Raw genomic sequence first — 15156 nt, forward strand, 5'->3', positions numbered from 1 at the left:
AAAATCACCGCTCTTTTAGAATGTTAGTTAGCAATAACCGTAAGACATTAAACGTTCATAGCGTCTATTTAATAATTCTTCTTTGCTTAGTCCATCGAGCTCTGCTAAATCTTCTTTTAAACGAAGTTTTAAGTTTTCAGCCATTTTTGCATAATTGCGATGTGCGCCGCCCAAAGGTTCTTGCACAATGCTATCGATGAGATTTAATTCTTTTAAACGGCTTGCGGTTAATCCCATTACTTCTGCTGCTGTTGATGCTTTTTCTGCACTTTTCCAAAGAATAGAAGCACAGCCTTCTGGAGAAATAACAGAATAGGTCGAATACTGTAACATATTTACTTTATCGCCCACGCCAATAGCTAATGCACCGCCAGAACCGCCTTCACCGATAACGGTACAAATAACGGGAACGGTAAGTTGCGCCATTTCGCGTAAGTTGCGAGCGATAGCTTCCGCTTGACCGCGCTCTTCTGCGCCAATACCTGGATAAGCTCCCGGGGTATCAATAAATGTGATAATTGGCAATTTAAAGCGTTCAGCCATTTCCATTAAACGTAACGCTTTACGATACCCTTCAGGTGCTGGCATACCAAAATTACGTTGTACTTTTTCTTTTACGGAACGACCTTTTTGATGACCAATCACCATCACGGGGCGACCATCTAAACGTGCAAGACCGCCCACGATCGCTTTATCATTAGCAAATGCGCGATCGCCTGCAAGTTCTTCAAATTCAGTAAAAATATGTTCGATATAATCTAATGTATAAGGGCGGTTTGGATGACGCGCCATACGTGAAACTTGCCAAGCATCGAGGTTGGCAAAGGTTTTTTTAGTGAGTTCGTTACTTTTCTTTTGTAAGCGTTTGATTTCATCAGTTAAATCAACTTTATCATCCGATGCTGCACGTAATGCTTCAATTTTTGCTTCTAATTCTGCAATCGGCAATTCAAAATCTAAATATTCTTGACTCATTTTCTTATCCTAAAAAGACCGTAAAAATTGACCGCACTTTATCAAGAATTAAAGTGTGGCGCAAATGGTTTTCACTGGTTGGGCAAGCTTATAATCGCTCTTTTTTGAAGAGTGAGAAGACAAATAAAAACGCTGAACAAATGACAACGGAAGGCCCCGCAGCGGTATCATAAAAGGCTGATAATATTAGCCCAGCTATAATCGATAACATACTGACTACAATCGCCCAGCCCACCATCGATTCTGGCGTTCTCGCAAAACGACGAGCGGTTGCAGCAGGAATTATTAATAAGGATGTGATAATTAATGCCCCGACAAATTTCATGCTCAAGGCAATAGTTAACGCTGTTAATATCATCAAAATAAAACGCATTTTTTTGATATTAATGCCTTCAACTTGCGCGAGTTCTGGCGATACGGTGGTGGAAAGTAAGGATTGCCAAAAGTAAATTAATGTTGAAAGCACAATTATCACGCCAATCCCAATATAAATTAAATCGGTATAATTAATTGCGAGCAAATCCCCAAATAAGTAACTCACCAAATCTACGCGTACATTTTGTAATAATCCCACTGTCACCACCCCGAGGGATAAACAGCTATGGGCAATAATGCCAAGTAAGGTATCAATAGAAAATTGCGTGTTGCTTTCTAACCACACCATTGCGATAGCAAGAATTAAGGTAAGCACGACAATTGCAATGTAAGGATTGATTTGTAAGAAAATACCTAATGCTACACCTAGCAAGGCAGAATGAGAAAGTGTGTCGCCAAAATAAGCCATTTTCCGCCACACCACAAATACGCCAAGTGGCGCGGTAATAAGTGAAAGCAAAATGCCTGTTAAAAGTGCGGGAAATAAAATCTCAAGCATTATTTATCCTTATTTTGGCAATGTACTGCTGGTGAATTACAACCACATACATCACCGTGTAAAGTGTGGTGATGATTATGATGATGAGTATAAAAGCCGACATTTTGTGCGAGCTGATTTCCCCATAAACGCATAAATGTTGGATCATTTGAGAGAACATCGGGCGTACCTGCACAGCAAATATGTTGGTTAATACACAATACTTCTTTACTATCTGCCATCACAATGTGTAAATCGTGTGATACCATCAATACGGCACAGTTTAATTTTTGTTGGGTTTGATGAATGAGCTGATAAAGCTCTGCTTGCCCAGTAATGTCTACGCCTTGGGTGGGTTCGTCTAGCACAAGTAAATTGGGTTTATTTAAAATTGCACGCGCCAATAATACGCGTTGCATTTCACCACCAGAAAGTTTTTGCATATTACTTTTGCGTAAATGTGAAATTGAAAGTTGCTCAAGTGCGGTGGATATTTCTTGTGTTTTAAGACCTTTTTTTAGCGAAAGAAATCGCTCAACCGTAATAGGTAAACTATGATCCAAATGGATTTTCTGTGGAACATAGCCAATGCGAACATTTTTACTGTAAATGATTTCGCCAGAAGTGGGCGTTTGTAGTTTTAATAAGGTTTTTAATAACGTTGATTTGCCACCACCATTTGGTCCAACAATAGTGATAATAGAATTCGGATAAATATTTAAATTAATATTTTGTAGTGCAGTTTTTTGTGCGAAAACCACATTGATATTTTTTAATTGAATGAGCGGTTGTGGGTTTTGCTCGTTGCGAATGGCTGTGATATTCATAAAATCGCCGTGTTTTCAACAATGGTTGGGGAAAATAACGCATTTTTATAGAATTCTCAAGACTTTCTACCTGATGTTTAATATTTAAGCGTTTGAATAATGCTTTTCTCGTAGAAATGAATTTTCTTTATAATATGTAGTCTGAATGCTGAAAACTTTTTTATTTTAGGAATCCTTGTGCAACACGTAAAATTAGCTAGAGATAGAAGAAAAAAACGCTCTCGTATTAAAGAGGGTGTGTTTTTTATTGCTATTTTACTGATTTTCTCTGGGATTCTACTCACTCTAAAAGATAATTCAGAACATCATGATTTACCGGAACAAGTCATTCCAGCTGTGGTGGATAATGTTGAATATCAATCATTAAATACCTCAAATAAACAAGAAGAAAAAACAGCACACACTTCAGTCGAGCATCAAACAACAGAGCATCTTAATGATGAAGATGCTACATCTTATGATGATGAATTACAGGCTAAAGATGATGAAGTTGATGAAGTGAAGCCTTCAACAGATGAACTGGATAATTTGCCGCAAAATGCACAAGATGCATTAAGTGGCTTATTAGATGCTGCCGATCAAGCAATTCGTATTACCGATCAATTTAGCCATACGGTGACACGTGGAGATAGCTTAAAAGACGTATTGGAACTTTCTGGTTTGGAAGATGATACCGCACAGCGTTTAATTGCAGTGGACGGTGAGCTGGCAAATTTGAAAGCGGGTCAACAGTTCTATTGGATTTTAGATAAAAATGATGAACTAGAATATTTAAATTGGCTTGTATCTGAAAAAGAAGAACGCATTTATGAACGAGTTGAAGGCGGTAAGTTTAAACGTCAAGTTGTTGAAAAGACAAGTGTTTGGCGAAAAGAAGTATTAAAAGGTGAAATTAACGGGACGTTTGCGGCTAGCTTAAAAGCTCAGGGATTGGATAATCGTCAAATCAACCAATTAACCACCGCACTTCAATGGCAAGTGAGTATTCAGAAATTGAAAAAGGGGACTAAATTTGCAATTTTAGTTTCTCGTGAATATTTAGGCGATAAACTCACTGGTCAAGGTAATGTTGAAGCATTACATATTTCATCTGAAGGTAAGAGTTATTATGCGGTTCAGGCTGCTAATGGTCGTTACTACAGCCAACAAGGGGAAACCTTAGGTAAAGGTTTTGCTCGTTATCCATTGCAACGACAAGCACGCGTTTCTTCACCATTTAATCCAAATCGTCGTCATCCAGTAACTGGGCGCGTACGACCGCATAAAGGTGTGGATTTCTCTGTTTCTCAAGGTACACCGATTATCGCTCCAGCAGATGGCGTAGTTGAAAAAGTCGCATATCAGGCTGGTGGCGCTGGACGTTATATTGTTATGCGTCATGGTCGTGAGTACGAGACTGTTTATATGCATTTAAGTAAACCTCTTGTACGCGCAGGACAAGCAATTAAAAAAGGTGAGCGAATTGCGCTTTCTGGTAATACCGGAATTTCAACAGGGCCACATTTACACTATGAATTCCATATTAATGGACGGGCAGTCAATCCGTTGACGGTTAAATTACCTGGCACAAGTAGTGGAATGGGAACTGCCGAACGTAAACAATTCCTTGTTCGTGCACGTGAAGCGGAGCGAATGTTAAAATTATAGTCATATAAAGTGCGGTCAAATACGACCGCATTTTTATTCCCTAATGTGTAAAATAATATTTACACTTTTATGTGAAAAAACTATCATAATCCAATCTTATTTTCCCTACATTTCTGATATATGACCAGTTTCAAATTTAATCCACAAAATCCTTTTGATTGTTTTATTGTGCAAAGTGAATCTATGAAAAGTGCGGTAGAAAACGCGAAACGTTTTGCTATGTTTGATGCGCCTTTATTGATTCAGGGTGAAACTGGGAGTGGAAAAGATTTGCTAGCGAAAGCCTGCCATTATCAGAGTTTACGTCGAGATAAAAAATTTATCGCAGTAAATTGTGCGGGGTTGCCTGATGAAGATGCGGAAAGTGAAATGTTTGGTCGAAAAGTCGGAGACAGTGAAACCATCGGTTTTTTTGAATACGCGAATGAGGGAACTGTATTACTAGATGGTATTGCTGAACTTTCATTGGGTTTGCAGGCTAAATTATTGCGTTTTTTAACAGATGGATCTTTCCGCCGAGTGGGTGAAGAGAAGGAGCATCATGCAAACTTACGAGTGATTTGCACATCACAGGTTCCACTCCATTTGCTTGTTGAGCAAGGTAAAGTACGTGCTGATTTGTTTCATCGCTTAAATGTTCTCACTATTAATGTGCCACCATTACGAGATCGCATGGCAGATATTGAGCCACTGGCACAAGGTTTTTTACAGGAAATCAGTGAAGAATTAAAAATTGAAAAACCAACTTTCGATAAAGATTTTCTTCTTTATTTGCAGAAATATGATTGGAAAGGGAATGTTCGTGAGCTTTATAACACCCTTTATCGTGCCTGCTCTCTGGTACAAGATAATCATTTAACTATCGAAATTTTAAATCTTGCTCCTCCACAAAGTGCGGTGATTTCTTTGGATGAATTTGAAAATAAAACCTTAGATGAAATCATCGGTTCTTATGAGGCACAAGTTCTAAAATTATTTTATACAGAATATCCAAGCACGAGAAAATTAGCTCAGCGTTTAGGCGTTTCGCATACTGCGATTGCGAATAAATTGAAACAATATGGGATTGGAAAATAATTTTCTATAAATTAGGCATTCTCAGATTGTATTTTAATATCCGCTAATCTAGAAAATTGCTTACATAACTTTAACCACATAATCTTATCAATCTGTATATCTAACAAGAATTCGCCTTGTTCAGAGATTTGTTCATGGCGTACACAATCAAGGTGATAAAAAGTATGGCGAAGTTTGCCTTCGTGTGGTTGTAAAATTAAAGAAAGAGAAAGTATCTCGTTTTTTAACCGCACTTTAATGGCTTCAAACAATAACTGAATACCTAGCTTGTTTTGAGCGGAGAGATAGACTACAACAGGCTGATTTTCATCATTGTATTCGATATGCGGCGCAACATTTTCCAACAAATCAATTTTGTTATATACCAATAGAACAGGAACTTCTCCAGCACCAATTTCTTCTAGCACATCATTGACGGCATCGATATTTTCTTGTTTTCGTAAGTCAGCGGCATCAATCACATGGAGTAATAAGCTGGCTTCTACCGTTTCTTGTAAAGTCGATTTAAAGGCTGAAACAAGATCATGCGGAAGCTGTCGAACAAATCCTACCGTATCCGCTAAAATTGCTGTACCTACATCTTGAATCTGTAATTTTCGTAAAGTGGGATCTAATGTTGCAAAAAGCTGATCTGCAGCATAAACCTCTGCATTGGTTAAACGATTAAATAAGGTTGATTTTCCTGCATTGGTGTAGCCAACAAGTGAAATCGTTGGAATGTCTGCTTTTTGGCGCGTTTGGCGATTTTGATTACGCTGTTTCTCTACTTTTGCCAAGCGATTTTGTAATTGAGAAATGCGCACTTTAATCAAGCGACGATCTGTTTCTAACTGAGTTTCACCTGGCCCGCGTAATCCTACCGCACCTTTTTGTTGATCTAAGCCTGTTTTGCGACGAACTAATCGAGTGGATAAGTGTTTTAGTTGCGCAAGTTCAACCTGTAATTTCCCCTCATGAGAACGTGCTCGTTGGGCGAAAATATCTAAAATGACGCCAGTGCGATCGACCACTCGACAATGACACAAACTTTCTAAGTTACGTGTTTGTGCTGGAGTTAATTGATGGTTAAAAAGCACAACATCAGCATTATGTGATTGCACCGCATCTGCAATTTCTTGAGCTTTTCCCTCACCTACAAAATATTTAGCTTGAGGAGTGGTGCGACTGGTCGTGATTGTATCCAATACATCTACGTTGGCAGAATCAGCGAGTAGCAAAAACTCTTGTAGATCGTCAGTGTTTTTATCTTGCGCAAAGAAAACGTGAACCACGATGGCGGTATCACGTGTTTTTTCAGATTGTTGGGATGAAGAAAGTGCGGTTGAAATTTCATGAGAATTTTCAACCGCACTTAATAAATATTGATTATCCATTGATGGAGCTGTGATTATTCTGCTTGAGTTTCCACGCTTTCAACGGCTTCAGTTGTTGCTACATGATGGTTGCTATTGTGATGAGAAACAGAGCGCGCAGGCACAACAGTTGAAATTGCGTGTTTATATACCATTTGGTTCACAGTGTTTTTTAATAAAATCACGAATTGATCGAATGATTCAATTTGACCTTGAAGTTTGATTCCGTTTACAAGGTAGATTGATACAGGAATGCGTTCGCGACGAAGCGCATTTAAATAAGGATCTTGTAAAGATTGTCCTTTTGCCATTTTGCTATCCTTTGTTGTCGTTATTATGAAATTTTGATGATAGAAACGAGTTGTCTCCGCACGCAAGTGTAGCAATAAACACAAATGTTGTCTATTTGCTTTCCCGTAACTTTTGCAAAATTGCTTTCATTTTATGATCTAGTGGTGCATTAAAGCGTAGCGTTTCACCATTTTTAGGATGCTCAAATCGAATTGAAAAGGCATGTAAGAACAAACGGTTCAATCCCAATTCGCTCATTTGTTTATCAAAATCTTTATCACCATATTTATCATCTAATGCAATGGGATGTCCTGCATATTGTGTATGTACACGAATTTGATGTGTACGCCCAGTTACTGGTGAAGCCTTCACAAGCGTAGCATTTGTATAGCGTTCTTCAATGCTAAATCGGGTTTCAGATGGTTTACCTTGCTCACTGACACGCACAATGCGCTCTCCGCTGGATAATTCATTTTTCAAAAGCGGTGCTTGAACAACTTTTACATGGGATTGCCATTGCCCACGTACTAACGCTAAATAATCTTTTTGAACAGTTTTTACGCGAAGTTGTTCATGCAAATTACGTAATGCTGAACGTTTTTTCGCAATTAATAAAATGCCTGATGTATCGCGATCCAAACGATGAACTAGTTCTAAAAAGCGTGCTTCTGGACGCAGTGCTCGCAAGGCTTCAATCACGCCAAAATTTAAACCACTTCCACCATGCACAGCGATTCCTGAAGGTTTATTTAAAACAATCAAACAATCATCTTCAAACAAAATTTGATTTTCAAGTGCGGCGACTTTATTGAGGTTTTTTGAAATCGATGCGTCGTTTTTTTCAGCCACACGCACTGGCGGAACGCGAACAATATCACCTGTTTGCAGTTTATATTCTGGCTTAATACGGCCTTTATTTACCCGCACTTCACCTTTACGCACAATACGATAAATTAAACTTTTGGGTACGCCTTTGAGTTTTGCTAATAAATAATTATCGATACGTTGGCCACTTTCATCTTCACTAATTGTCAGCATTTTTACTGATGAATTAATGATTTTTTCGTTTTGTTCAGTCATCTTTTTTCCTTTTGAAAATTGTCGCGAATCATATCATAAAGGCGCTATTAACGTAACTCTATGAACGTAATATTCACCTTGCTAATTAATCGTTTTCTATGGATAATAGGGCGTCTTTTTGCGCCTAAGAATTTGCGTAAAAAAGGATAAGTTTTGTTGGTGAAAACTCAATGCAGCAATCGGCATAAGACATTGATAATCAACATTTTTCTTAAAATAAATTAGCCGCTTGCAACGCGTGTGGAATATCGCGTTGTTTTATTAAGCAAACGTTTATGCTTAATAACGTTATCAATGCACCCAGCAACATACAGTCGTGAGATTGACTGGCGCGAGAAACACGAGGTCGATAACGAAGCAAAGTGCGGTTTATTTTGAGGTCTTTTAAAATATTTAATAAGAGAATTGACAATGAAAAGAATGTTAATTAATGCGACTCAAAAAGAAGAGCTGCGTGTAGCGCTTGTTGACGGACAGCGCTTATTTGACCTGGATATTGAAAGCCCAGGACATGAGCAAAAAAAAGCGAATATCTACAAAGGGAAAATTACTCGCGTTGAGCCAAGCTTAGAAGCGGCTTTTGTGGATTATGGTGCAGAACGTCATGGTTTTTTACCATTAAAAGAAATTGCTCGTGAATATTTTCCCGATGATTATGTTTTCCAAGGTCGTCCGAATATTCGCGATATCTTGAGCGAAGGCCAAGAAGTTATCGTTCAAGTTAATAAAGAAGAACGCGGAAACAAAGGTGCAGCCTTAACTACTTTCGTTTCTCTTGCGGGTAGTTATTTGGTTATTATGCCAAATAATCCGCGTGCCGGTGGGATCTCTCGTCGTATCGAAGGGGATGAGCGCACTGAATTAAAAGAGGCATTAAGTTCATTAGATGTGCCTGAAGGTGTGGGCTTGATTGTTCGTACTGCAGGTGTGGGTAAATCTCCAGAAGAGTTGCAGTGGGACTTAAAAGTTTTACTTCACCATTGGGAAGCGATTAAACAAGCATCTCAAAATCGTCCAGCACCTTTCTTGATTCACCAAGAAAGTGATGTGATTGTACGTGCTATTCGTGATTATTTGCGTCGTGATATTGGTGAGATCCTTATTGATAGCCCGAAAGTGTTTGAAAAAGCAAAAGAGCATATCAAACTGGTTCGCCCAGATTTCATTAATCGTGTGAAACTTTATCAAGGCGAAGTGCCTCTTTTCAGCCATTATCAGATCGAATCTCAAATCGAGTCAGCATTCCAACGTGAAGTGCGTTTACCTTCTGGCGGTTCAATCGTTATTGATGTAACTGAAGCCTTAACTGCTATTGATATTAACTCCGCGCGTTCTACTCGTGGTGGCGATATTGAAGAAACGGCATTAAATACTAACCTTGAAGCGGCAGATGAAATTGCGCGTCAATTACGTTTGCGTGACTTAGGTGGTTTAGTTGTTATCGATTTCATTGATATGACGCCAGTTCGTCACCAACGTGAAGTAGAAAATCGTATTCGTGATGCCGTTCGCCAAGATCGTGCTCGTATTCAAATTAGCCGAATTTCTCGTTTCGGTTTGTTAGAAATGTCACGTCAGCGTTTAAGCCCTTCATTAGGTGAATCTTCACATCACATTTGTCCTCGTTGTCAAGGAACAGGTAAAGTGCGTGATAACGAATCACTTTCCTTGTCTATCTTGCGTTTAATCGAGGAAGAAGCGTTAAAAGAAAATACTAAGCAAGTACATACGATTGTGCCTGTACAAATTGCTTCTTATCTTCTTAACGAAAAACGTAAAGCAATAAGCAATATTGAAAAACGTCACAATGTAGATGTGATTGTTGCGCCAAATGAAGCAATGGAAACACCGCACTTTAGCGTTTTCCGCTTACGCGATGGCGAAGAGGTGAATGAATTGAGCTATAACTTAGCGAAAATTCACTGTGAGAAAGATGAAAGCACCGAGGAATCTCTTGTTTCTCGTAATGTGGAAACAACTGTTGTTGCTGAACAACCAGCAGTTGAAAGTGCGGCAGTGGCACTTTCTATTTCTGAAGCAGCCCCGACTCCAGTTGAGCGTAAATCGAATGAACCGTCTTTGTTAGCGAAAATTATTGCGAAAATTAAAGGTTTATTTGCTTCTGAATCCGAAGAAAATAAACCAAAAAATAACCGCACTTCGCGCAATTCTAATCGTAATCAACGTCGTCCACAGGATCGCCGTACTTCTCGTCGACCACGTTCTGAAAATAACGAAACGGAAAGAACCGAAGAACAAGTTCGTAATATCCGCGAGCGTAATCAACGCCGTCCGCGCCGTAACTTAGTGGAAGAAAGCATCGCTGAAAATGCGGTAAATTCTACACCGGTTTTTGAGGCTCAAGATGAAAAAACTGAGCAAGTGACTCAACGCCGTCAACGTCGAGATTTACGTAAACGCGTGCGTGTTGAAGACAATGAGATTTCTGTTGAAAATAACGAAAGCATTGTTGAACAAATGCCAGAAGTGGATGTTGTCGAAGTTCAGGCCGTTCAAGATGATGAAAAACCAGTTCGTCAAAACCAAGAACGTTCTGAACGTCAAGATCGTCAACGCCGCACTCCACGTCATTTACGTGCAGCGAATAATCAACGTCGTCGCCGTAATCAAGAGCCAAAATCGCCAATGCCATTATTTGCTGCAGTGGCTTCACCTGAATTGGCAAGTGGAAAAGTGTGGGTGGACTATTCAACAGTGAATACTCCGAAAGAAAATAATTTCTTATCTGTGGATGAATTGCTCGAGCAAGAGAAAACTAAAAAAGGTTTTATCACGCCAGCAATGGGGATTGTGGTTGAAGAAAAATCTCTTGAAGTAAAACCAGCATTAGATTTTATTACTCAGCCCGCTAATGAATCTGTACAGAAAAAAGTACAAGAATCTCTAGAGCGTTTAAATTCTCATAAATCTCAAGAAACAATTGAGTCTATTGAGTCAACGATTACCGTAAATGAGCATGAAACTGTAAATGAACCAGCCTTTGTTCGTACTTATGAGTTTAATGGGCGTTTAGGTACTATTTCTTCAGTTACTCATACAAAAGCAGAGATGACTTTGGCTAAAGCGAGTGATGAAATGCCAGATGCTTTCCCAATTATTGAATGGCAAGATTCTCGTTATTATTTTTACGGTAAAGGGGCGGCTGGACATCATTGTGCGATTAGCCATGTATATTCTGAGCCTACCCGAGCAAAATCAGAGTAATTTAAAATAAAAAATTAGAATTGGCGTGATGTTTATTACGTCAATTCTTTTTATTTTGAGGTTGCAGTAAAAATAATCACTTGATAAAAACGAGATGATTTCTGCTTGACGGTCTTTCTCAAAAAACGTATTATGCGTCTGCATTAAATCACGGAGGAATGGTCGAGTGGTTGAAGGCACCGGTCTTGAAAACCGGCGAGGGTTTACGCCCTCCTAGGGTTCGAATCCCTATTCCTCCGCCATCAACTTTTTAAAGTTAATTAATTCGAGAGAATTAGTTTTTTTATTTCTCATCATCTATTTTCCGTATTTTCACGGTTTCCTAATTCTTCTTTAAATACCAAATATTCTTCTAAAAGATCTATTGCCTCTTGGCATTTTTGCTGGCGTTTTTTATAACCTTCTGCAAGTTGAGTATAACGTATTTTTTCATCATTATTTTTTTCTTCCTGCGCCAAATCTTTATGTTGTTGATAAAGTTTATTCAAGCGTTCTAATGCTTCATAGTATTTTTCCAACCGTTCTCTTGGCGGTAATTTATGAATGCTATGTTGAGATTTTTGAATGGTTTGTTTCGTTGTTGTTTGGGATACAGTTAGGTAAGTATTCTTACGAGCTAAAGCTTCCGAAAGAACGGAACATTGAGCGAGTAAACGCTCTGCCAGAAAATTATAATGATTAAGATCGTTAGATGCTAATGTCTTTATTCTATCTAGCGTTTGATTGATTTCCTTTAGATAAAAGGAAACATTTTGTCCATTTTCACTAAACAAAGTGCGGTCAAATTTGGCGAAGATTTTTTCTTCTCGTTTGGATAAATGAGCTTCACAAAGTCTCTGAACTTTTTGATCTAAAATCTGGATAAGTTGTTGAACTGTCATAAAAAATCCCCCAGGTCGGGGGATTATAATCGTTAAAGGTACATTGCTGCAATCCAGCCAAACGCTAATAATGGAATATTGTAGTGTAGGAAAGTGGGTACAACAGAGTCCCAAATGTGGTCGTGTTTACCATCCATATTTAAACCTGATGTTGGACCTAAGGTGGAGTCAGATGCAGGGGAACCGGCGTCTCCTAAGGCGGCTGCAACACCAACGATTGAAACGGTAGCTAATGGTGAGAAACCAAAAGATAAACAAAGCGGTACGTAGATAGAAGCAATGATTGGCACCGTTGAGAATGATGAACCAATTCCCATTGTAATCAACAATCCGACCAGTAACATTAAGAATGCGGCCAAACCTTTACTTTGAATCGCTCCGTTACTTAAGCTTTGAACTAAATCTGTTACGCCCGTTGTGGCATTAATAACATTAGCGAAACCGGATGCCGCAATCATAACAAATCCAATCATAGCCATTAAACGTAAACCTTGTTGGAAGATATCGTTACTTTCTTTCAGTTTGAAAATGCCAAATATTACGAAAATGACTATCCCAACTAAACCACCAATAATAGTCGAACTTGTCACTAATTGTGTTGCGAAGGTCGCTACAATGGCGATTAAACTTGCAGTGATTTGTTTTGGTTTTATGTTTGCGATGTGCGCTTCAATTTCTTTTGTGGTTGGCTCTTGAATAGTTACATCATATTCTCTTGGTTTGCGATAAGTGATGAATATTGCGGTGAGCAACCCTAAAATCATACCAATTACAGGCAATAACATCGCGAGGGATACTTGAGCAACATTGGTTTGTAAACCTAGAGCAGCCCCAGCTTGATTGATGTTTTTTACTAAAATACTTTCGATAAAGATTTTACCAAACCCTACAGGAAGTAACATATAAGTTGCGGTTAAACCGAATGTAAGTACGCAGGTTACAGCGCGACGGTCTATTTTTAGACGATTAAAAATAGAAAGTAACGGCGGCACGACGATTGGAATAAAAGCAATGTGTACAGGAAGTAAGTTCTGTGAAGAAATGGCGAATAATACCAATACACCAAAAATTAAATATTTAAACCAAGTTAAGTTGCTGGAACTTGGTGTTTTATTCATTTTAGTGATGATCTTATAGGCAATTAAATCGGTAATACCTGATTTAGAAATCGCAATCGCGAATGCACCAAGCATCGCATAGTTCATCGCGACTTCTGCGCCGCCACCTAAACCTCCAGTGAAGGTTTCAATTGTTTTGCTTAAACCTAGACCGCCACAGAGTCCGGCAGTGAGTGCGGCAATAACTAACGCAATAATTACGTTAATACGTAGCAAACTTAGTGCTAGTAAAACGATAATCGAAATAACAACGGGATTTGTTAACATTGTATTTTTCCTTGTGAATTAAATAGTGAATACTTTACTTTAAAATTTTTGATTGTCGAATAAATAATAATGTCGTTGCATTGATGACTCCTGTGTAGTAACAAAACAAAACCCCTCGAAAGTTGCCTTCCGAGGGGTAAGATTTTTATTATCCTGTCAGCTCGGAAGAAATCTTCCAAGCACACCAAAAACCTGAAAGATTATTCAGTTGAATGGTGATGATGGTGACGACGGATAATGTTCATTTTTTATCTCCAAATAAGAATTGCTTTTAAACTACTGGAAAAATAAAACTATTGCAACCACTTTTTTATTTTTCTTAAAGTGCGGTCTATTTTTCAGTTGTTTTTTCCTGTTCTAGTTCAGACGCAATATGTGGGAAGCCACCTAAATCTTTTAAATGATTGACCATATAACAGAATAATTCTGCTGTACGTTCGGTGTCGTATAACGCAGAGTGCGCTTGTTTCCCATCAAATGGGATTTTAGCGGCAAGACAGGCCTTAACGAGAACAGTCTGACCAAACATTAAGCCCGCTAAACTTGCCGTGTCAAACATCCCAAAAGGGTGGAAGGGATTACGCTTTACGCCGGTACGTTCAGCGGCAGCCATCACAAAACTTTGGTCAAAAGCAGCATTGTGCGCCACAATGATAGAACGTTGGCAATCTGCATCTTTTTGTCCTCGACGTACCATTTGAAATAACCCTGTGATTGCATCGAGTTCAGACACCGCACCACGTAATGGATTATGAATATCAATGCCATTAAATTTCAAGGATTCTGGATTAATATTTGCCCCTTCAAAAGGCTCGATATGAAAATGGCATTTCTGATCAGGATGCAAATAACCATGTTCATCCATTTTTAATGTGATTGCGGCTAGTTCGAGTAATGCATCTTTTTTTGCATCAAAACCTGCAGTTTCAACATCAATGATGACGGGGAAATAGCCACGAAAGCGATTTTTTAATTGGTTGTGATAAGGGATTTCTTGAGAATCGGACATAATCTATCTCTTAAAAATAAAATAACGTAGGAATCCCTACGTTATTAAAAATACAATAAAAATTGACCGCACTTTAGTTGCCTAAACCAGATTTAGTACTTTTGTTTTCGATAAATTCAATTTTATAACCATCTGGATCTTCAACAAAAGCAATGACGGTTGAGCCACCTTTCACTGGCCCTGCTTCGCGAGTAACGTTACCACCGCTTGCACGAACGGCTTCACAAGTCGCATAAATATCATCCACGCCGATAGCGATATGTCCATATGCAGTGCCATGTTCATATTTATCTACTCCCCAGTTGTATGTTAATTCAATTTCTGCCGCACTTTCGCCATCTTCGTAACCTAAAAAAGCCAGCGTATATTTGTATTCTGGGTTTTCACTTGTGCGTAATAAGCTCATACCTAAAACATCTTGATAAAATTTGATTGAACGATCTAAATCGCCCACGCGTAACATAGTGTGTAAAATTCGCATTGGTTTAATCCTTTTTTGATAAAAGTGCGGGCATTATGCCATAAAAAAATTGAATTAAATAAATTTGTTATGA

13 protein-coding genes, 1 tRNA gene and 1 other annotated feature are annotated in these 15156 nt (G+C 38.6%); of the genes, 4 read left to right on the forward strand and 10 right to left on the reverse strand.

Annotated features, from left to right (window positions below; translation table 11 throughout):
• Positions 1–27: 27 nt before the first annotated feature.
• The 3 genes from accA to znuC all read right to left on the reverse strand — a co-directional run bounded on the left by accA (position 28) and on the right by znuC (position 2655).
• Entirely contained in the window at positions 28–975 is a 948-nt protein-coding gene (gene accA, locus AAX18_RS04415) for an acetyl-CoA carboxylase carboxyl transferase subunit alpha (protein ID WP_005639260.1), read from the reverse strand.
• A gap of 88 nt (positions 976–1063) precedes the next feature.
• The gene (gene znuB, locus AAX18_RS04420; RefSeq protein WP_046953100.1) at positions 1064–1849 is read right to left on the reverse strand and encodes a zinc ABC transporter permease subunit ZnuB; all 786 of its coding nucleotides are present in this window, start codon (positions 1847–1849) and stop codon (positions 1064–1066) included.
• Entirely contained in the window at positions 1849–2655 is an 807-nt protein-coding gene (gene znuC / locus AAX18_RS04425) for a zinc ABC transporter ATP-binding protein ZnuC (RefSeq protein ID WP_046953101.1), read from the reverse strand. Before znuC ends, znuB begins: the two co-directional genes overlap by 1 nt.
• Before the next feature lie 177 nt (positions 2656–2832).
• Here znuC and mepM point away from each other — a divergent pair, with 177 nt between their 5' ends.
• Positions 2833–4302, forward strand: coding sequence for a murein DD-endopeptidase MepM (gene mepM / locus AAX18_RS04430; protein ID WP_046953102.1), 1470 nt, complete (start codon positions 2833–2835; stop codon positions 4300–4302).
• 120 nt (positions 4303–4422) lie between these two features.
• On the forward strand, positions 4423–5379 hold the full coding sequence (locus AAX18_RS04435) for a sigma 54-interacting transcriptional regulator (RefSeq protein ID WP_046953103.1): 957 nt from the start codon (positions 4423–4425) through the stop codon (positions 5377–5379).
• Between the two features lie 11 nt (positions 5380–5390).
• On the opposite strand, the gene hflX is transcribed toward AAX18_RS04435, so the two are convergent.
• From hflX to rluC, 3 genes are all read right to left on the reverse strand, one after another.
• Positions 5391–6752 (reverse strand): ribosome rescue GTPase HflX, encoded by a 1362-nt coding sequence (gene hflX / locus AAX18_RS04440; protein ID WP_046953104.1) that lies wholly within the window; start codon positions 6750–6752, stop codon positions 5391–5393.
• A 14-nt stretch (positions 6753–6766) separates the two neighbouring features.
• Entirely contained in the window at positions 6767–7042 is a 276-nt protein-coding gene (gene hfq / locus AAX18_RS04445; protein WP_005645681.1) for an RNA chaperone Hfq, read from the reverse strand.
• A gap of 91 nt (positions 7043–7133) precedes the next feature.
• On the reverse strand, positions 7134–8102 hold the full coding sequence (gene rluC, locus AAX18_RS04450) for a 23S rRNA pseudouridine(955/2504/2580) synthase RluC (protein ID WP_046942173.1): 969 nt from the start codon (positions 8100–8102) through the stop codon (positions 7134–7136).
• A gap of 411 nt (positions 8103–8513) precedes the next feature.
• On the opposite strand from rluC, the gene rne reads away from it, so the two are divergent.
• Both rne and AAX18_RS04460 read left to right on the forward strand, forming a co-directional pair.
• Positions 8514–11327 carry a ribonuclease E gene (gene rne, locus AAX18_RS04455; protein WP_046953105.1) on the forward strand — a complete coding sequence of 938 codons (2814 nt, stop codon included), beginning with the start codon at positions 8514–8516 and terminating at the stop codon, positions 11325–11327.
• A 152-nt stretch (positions 11328–11479) separates the two neighbouring features.
• Positions 11480–11569 (forward strand) — tRNA-Ser (locus AAX18_RS04460).
• Between the two features lie 51 nt (positions 11570–11620).
• On the opposite strand, the gene priC is transcribed toward AAX18_RS04460, so the two are convergent.
• The 4 genes from priC to gloA all read right to left on the reverse strand — a co-directional run bounded on the left by priC (position 11621) and on the right by gloA (position 15083).
• On the reverse strand, positions 11621–12208 hold the full coding sequence (priC, locus tag AAX18_RS04465; RefSeq protein WP_046953106.1) for a primosomal replication protein PriC: 588 nt from the start codon (positions 12206–12208) through the stop codon (positions 11621–11623).
• Between the two features lie 32 nt (positions 12209–12240).
• Positions 12241–13593 carry a Na+/H+ antiporter family protein gene (locus AAX18_RS04470; protein WP_046953107.1) on the reverse strand — a complete coding sequence of 451 codons (1353 nt, stop codon included), beginning with the start codon at positions 13591–13593 and terminating at the stop codon, positions 12241–12243.
• A gap of 103 nt (positions 13594–13696) precedes the next feature.
• Positions 13697–13818, reverse strand: a sequence feature (His leader region).
• A 106-nt stretch (positions 13819–13924) separates the two neighbouring features.
• Positions 13925–14602: a ribonuclease T gene (gene rnt, locus AAX18_RS04475; protein WP_005628550.1), complete on the reverse strand. Its 678-nt coding sequence runs from the start codon at positions 14600–14602 to the stop codon at positions 13925–13927.
• A gap of 73 nt (positions 14603–14675) precedes the next feature.
• Positions 14676–15083, reverse strand: coding sequence for a lactoylglutathione lyase (gloA, locus tag AAX18_RS04480; protein ID WP_046953108.1), 408 nt, complete (start codon positions 15081–15083; stop codon positions 14676–14678).
• Between the last annotated feature and the right edge of the window lie 73 nt (positions 15084–15156).

Source organism: Haemophilus haemolyticus (genome assembly GCF_001008205.1).
In the GTDB taxonomy this organism is placed as follows: Bacteria; Pseudomonadota; Gammaproteobacteria; order Enterobacterales; family Pasteurellaceae; genus Haemophilus; species Haemophilus haemolyticus_Q.

Coding starts and splice junctions, on each gene's coding strand:
- accA (WP_005639260.1), bottom strand. CDS start 975: ATGAGTCAAGAATATTTAGATTTTGAATTGCCGATTGCAGAATTAGAA.
- znuB (WP_046953100.1), bottom strand. CDS start 1,849: ATGCTTGAGATTTTATTTCCCGCACTTTTAACAGGCATTTTGCTTTCA.
- znuC (WP_046953101.1), bottom strand. CDS start 2,655: ATGAATATCACAGCCATTCGCAACGAGCAAAACCCACAACCGCTCATT.
- AAX18_RS04435 (WP_046953103.1), top strand. CDS start 4,423: ATGACCAGTTTCAAATTTAATCCACAAAATCCTTTTGATTGTTTTATT.
- hflX (WP_046953104.1), bottom strand. CDS start 6,752: ATGGATAATCAATATTTATTAAGTGCGGTTGAAAATTCTCATGAAATT.
- hfq (WP_005645681.1), bottom strand. CDS start 7,042: ATGGCAAAAGGACAATCTTTACAAGATCCTTATTTAAATGCGCTTCGT.
- rluC (WP_046942173.1), bottom strand. CDS start 8,102: ATGACTGAACAAAACGAAAAAATCATTAATTCATCAGTAAAAATGCTG.
- rne (WP_046953105.1), top strand. CDS start 8,514: ATGAAAAGAATGTTAATTAATGCGACTCAAAAAGAAGAGCTGCGTGTA.
- priC (WP_046953106.1), bottom strand. CDS start 12,208: ATGACAGTTCAACAACTTATCCAGATTTTAGATCAAAAAGTTCAGAGA.
- AAX18_RS04470 (WP_046953107.1), bottom strand. CDS start 13,593: ATGTTAACAAATCCCGTTGTTATTTCGATTATCGTTTTACTAGCACTA.
- rnt (WP_005628550.1), bottom strand. CDS start 14,602: ATGTCCGATTCTCAAGAAATCCCTTATCACAACCAATTAAAAAATCGC.
- gloA (WP_046953108.1), bottom strand. CDS start 15,083: ATGCGAATTTTACACACTATGTTACGCGTGGGCGATTTAGATCGTTCA.